Source organism: bacterium (assembly GCA_021158245.1).
Taxonomy (GTDB): Bacteria; Zhuqueibacterota; QNDG01; order QNDG01; family QNDG01; genus QNDG01.
This window is the reverse complement of record JAGGVB010000019.1, coordinates 1-3,593: the sequence shown is the minus strand read 5'-3', so window position 1 is coordinate 3,593 and position 3,593 is coordinate 1. Positions and strand designations below refer to the sequence as shown.

The window sequence follows — 3,593 nt, the reverse complement described above, 5'->3', positions numbered from 1 at the left end:
GATATGACTATGGATGCATTTGCACGCTTTCTTAAAGATGTGGAAAAGAGCCTTAAAAGAGAGAGAACTGAAAACAAGTTCGGCCCGCGTACAATAGACCTTGATATTGTAGTTTGGAATAATGCTGTTATTGATGATGATGTTTACACAAGAGGCTTTTTGAAAAAAGCAGTCAAATTTTTAATTCCTGATATCTTTTAATCAAAATAGAAAAGCGGGATTCAGACAGTCGAACTTTCTTAATACTGCTTCATTATCATTTCCGAGCCGGAATTTTTTTAATGTCGGGGAAAGACATTTAATACGATTTTTAAAAATTTTCGGGCGGTGCCGCATGCTTATTCAGACCTTGACATTTCATGATTTTGTAAGTATATTCTAACGATTTATTATAAAAGTTGCTTGCCCTTTGATAACTTTAATAAACTATTTTTCCCCTCACGTATTTGTATGAATGCTGCACATATTTTTTAAAGTTTAATTAAATGTATCTTATAATATCAGGATGCATGTAAGTGATAGAAGGAAGTTCTTTGACTTAATACAATAAGAAGGTGAGGCAGTGGATTTGAAAAAGGTTGCAGCATGTATTTATTAACAGCATTGTAATGTTTTTAATGAAAAGAAGAAGTAAAAAGGAGTATGCGGAGTAATAATGTCAAAACAAATTTATAAAGATATCAGTGATGAGATTAAAAAAATAAAAAAAGAGGGCCTCTACAAATATGAAAGAGTAATTACAGGGCCCCAGGGTGCCAGTATCAGTGTCCTTGGAAGAGAAGAGATTCTTAATTTCTGTGCAAATAATTATCTAGGCCTTGCCAATCATCCGAGAGTCCTTGAAGCAGCGCACAGTACCTTATCGGAATATGGCTATGGGATGTCATCTGTAAGGTTTATTTGCGGAACTCAGACAATTCATAAAAAACTTGAAGAAAAAGTCTCCGAATTTCTGCATACGGAAGATACTATTCTTTATGCAGCATGTTTTGATGCAAACGGAGGTATTTTTGAACCGTTTATGGATAAAAATTCCGCAATTATCACTGATTCTTTGAATCATGCATCAATAATTGACGGGATAAGATTAACAAAAGCGAAACGCTTTATATATAAACACAGCGACATGCAGGACCTGGAAAACCAGCTTAAAGAGGCATCTTCAGGCAAGTACAGAATGATTGTAACAGATGGCGTTTTTTCTATGGATGGTGATATTGCAAAGCTTGATGAAATACATGCGCTTGCTGTAAAATATGATGCAATTGTGATGGTTGATGACAGCCACGCTACAGGAGTCATAGGGAAAACCGGACGTCGTACATGTGAGCAGTATGGCCTTCTAGGCAAGATTGATCTTATTACTACAACATTTGGAAAGGCTTTGGGAGGCGCTTCCGGAGGATGTATTTCAGGACGGAGGGAATTAATAGATTATCTGCGCCAGAGAAGCAGGCCCTATCTGTTTTCAAATACTCTTGCACCTGTTGTAGCTGGCACATCTATTGCGGTAATTGAAATGCTTCAAAAGGACAGCTCCATATTAAAGAAGCTGCAGGATAATACAGCATATTTCAGAGCAGGGATGGAGAAATCAGGTTTTAATGTCAGAAAAGGAGAGCATCCTATAGTTCCTGTTATGCTCTATAATGACAAACTGGCGCATGACATGGCGGATCGCCTTCTCGAAGAAGGAATTTATGTTATAGGATTTACATTTCCGGTTGTTCCAAAAGGTGAAGCCCGTATAAGAGTACAGATTTCAGCAGCACACGAAAGGGAGCATCTTGACAGAGCAATAAAAGCATTTGTAAAAGTAGGGAAAGAACTGAATATTCTAAACAAAGGCAGGTAAGGAGAAAATGAAGAAAAGACAGACAACAATTGGAGTGTTGACGGGCGGTGGAGATTGTCCTGGCCTTAATGCTGTTATACGAGGTGTAGTAAAAGCAAGTATTACTCAGTATAATATGAAAGTAATAGGATTTGAAGATGGGTTTGAGGGTTTAATTGAAAAACGTGCCCTTCCTCTTGACTGGATGTCAGTTTCAGGTATCTTAACACAAGGCGGTACAATTCTGGGAACTTCCAATACTGCAAATCCATTCCGCTGGCCTGTTAAAGATGAAAAAGGCAATGTAAGTTTTACAGACATATCTGACAAAGCTGCTGAATATGTTAAAGAGCTTGGCATAGATACTCTTGTTTGTATAGGCGGTGACGGAACTATGGCAATAGCAAGACAGCTAAGTCAGAAGGGGATTAGAATAGTCGGCGTTCCAAAAACTATTGACAATGATATATGGGGAACAGATATTACATTTGGTTTTGATTCGGCTCTTACTTCTGCAACAGATGCTATTGATAAGATTCACACAACAGCCATGTCTCATCACAGAGTCATGGTTATTGAAGTTATGGGGCGTTATGCAGGTTGGCTTGCTATTGAGTCCGGTATTGCAGGAGGGGGCGATGTAATTTTGATACCTGAGATACCATATGATATAGATGTTATTTGCTCGTTTGTAACAAAAAGAAGCAAAGAAGGCCGAAGATTCAGCATTGTAGTAGTTTCCGAAGGTGCAAAACCTATTGGAGGCGACAGGGTTGTAAAAATGGTAGTTAAAGAATCCACGGATCCTATTCGTCTTGGAGGAATAGGCCTTAAAATAGCACATGATATTGAAGAGAAAACAGGCCTTGAGAGCCGCGTAACAGTGCTGGGACACCTTCAAAGGGGAGGTACACCGAGCGCGTTTGACAGAATTCTTGCAACAAGATTTGGTGTAAAAGCTGCAGAATTATGTTATGACGGTGTGGGAGGTGTAATGGTTGCTGTCAGGGGATCTGATATTGTAACTGTTCCCCTGAGTGATGTTGGAGGAAAAACAAGGCTTGTTGAGGCAAATAATCCAATGATTAATGTAGCAAAAAGGGTGGGAGCCTGTTTAGGAGTATAAAATGTGTTCTAAAATAAATAAATTTTATTTTGTAAATGCAGTAGCAGTTTTATTGTTTGTTTTGATATCTTTATTATTTGTATCGAATCTTTCCGCATGTACAACTGTTGTTGCAGGGAAAAAATCCACAAAAAACGGAGCTGTTCTCTTTGGCCATAATGAAGATGATTCAGGCCGGAGAGTTGTTAATATTTGGAATGTTCCGAGGAAGCAATATAAACATGGTTCTGTTGTGCATCTTCGGGGAGGAGCGGATATTCCCCAGTCAGATGTAACATGGGCTTTGACGTGGTTTCAGGTGCCGGGGCTTCCGTTTTCCGATTATTATGCAAATGAATGGGGTGTGAATGTTGCAAGTGATGCATGCCCTTCGAGGGAAGACGATCCTAAAATTACAGACGGCGGTATAGGTTTTATGCTTCGGAGAATTGTGGCAGAAAGGGCCAAGAGTGCACGTGAAGGTGTTGAGATAGCAGGTAAATTGTTAGACAAATTCGGTTATGTTTCAAGCGGCAGAACTCTTGTAATATGTGATCCGAGTGAAGCATGGATTCTTGCCATTGTCGCAGGCAAGCACTGGGTTGCTCAGAGAGTGCCTGATGATAAGGCAATAGTCCTTCCAAATGTTTACAT

4 protein-coding genes are annotated in these 3,593 nt (G+C 39.2%); all 4 read left to right on the top strand.

Features of this window, described 5'->3' with window-relative positions:
• The coding region (locus J7K93_01060; GenBank protein ID MCD6115578.1) for a 2-amino-4-hydroxy-6-hydroxymethyldihydropteridine diphosphokinase at positions 1 to 201 on the top strand (201 nt) is incomplete at its 5' end.
• A 454-nt stretch (positions 202 to 655) separates the two neighbouring features.
• On the top strand, positions 656 to 1,855 hold the full coding sequence (locus J7K93_01055) for a glycine C-acetyltransferase (protein MCD6115577.1): 1,200 nt from the start codon (positions 656 to 658) through the stop codon (positions 1,853 to 1,855).
• Positions 1,856 to 1,862: 7 nt separating this feature from the next.
• Complete coding sequence (locus tag J7K93_01050) at positions 1,863 to 2,960, top strand: 6-phosphofructokinase (GenBank protein ID MCD6115576.1); 1,098 nt, start codon at positions 1,863 to 1,865, stop codon at positions 2,958 to 2,960.
• Position 2,961: 1 nt separating this feature from the next.
• On the top strand, positions 2,962 to 3,593 hold a 632-nt coding region (locus tag J7K93_01045), incomplete at its 3' end, for a C69 family dipeptidase (protein ID MCD6115575.1).

Bases quoted from the DNA above. Each gene is read 5' to 3' on its own strand.
- J7K93_01055 (MCD6115577.1), top strand. From the start codon at position 656: ATGTCAAAACAAATTTATAAAGATATCAGTGATGAGATTAAAAAAATA.
- J7K93_01050 (MCD6115576.1), top strand. From the start codon at position 1,863: ATGAAGAAAAGACAGACAACAATTGGAGTGTTGACGGGCGGTGGAGAT.